General features: G+C 51.1%; 1 protein-coding gene. It reads left to right on the forward strand.

Features of this window, described 5'->3' with window-relative positions; translation table 11 throughout:
* On the forward strand, positions 1-401 hold a 401-nt coding region (locus tag ASC50_RS05255), incomplete at both ends, for an InlB B-repeat-containing protein (RefSeq protein WP_162491147.1).

Below are 401 nucleotides of genomic sequence, written 5' to 3' on the forward strand. Positions count from 1 at the left end.
GGTTGGTATCGTGAGGCGGCTTGCACCAATGCGTGGAATTTCAACACCGATGGAGTAACCGGTGATATTACGCTCTATGCCAAATGGGTGGTGAGAGTGGATGATGCCGCCGCGCCTGCCATCATCACGCAACCTGTAAGCGGCGAAGTGATAAGCGGCAATGCTGAAACGCTCACCGTGGAAGCAATCTCATCCGATGGAGGCACGCTAAGCTACCAATGGTATGAAAACAACATTGAAAGCAACACCGACGGCTATGCCATAGCAGGTGCTACCGAAGCCACTTACAACACGCCAACCGACCTTACCGCAGGCGTATACTACTATTACGTGGAGGTGACAAACACCAACAACTCTGTAAACGGTATAAAGAAAGCAACAATCACCGGCAACGTAGTGAC

The organism is Candidatus Symbiothrix dinenymphae (assembly GCF_001431085.1).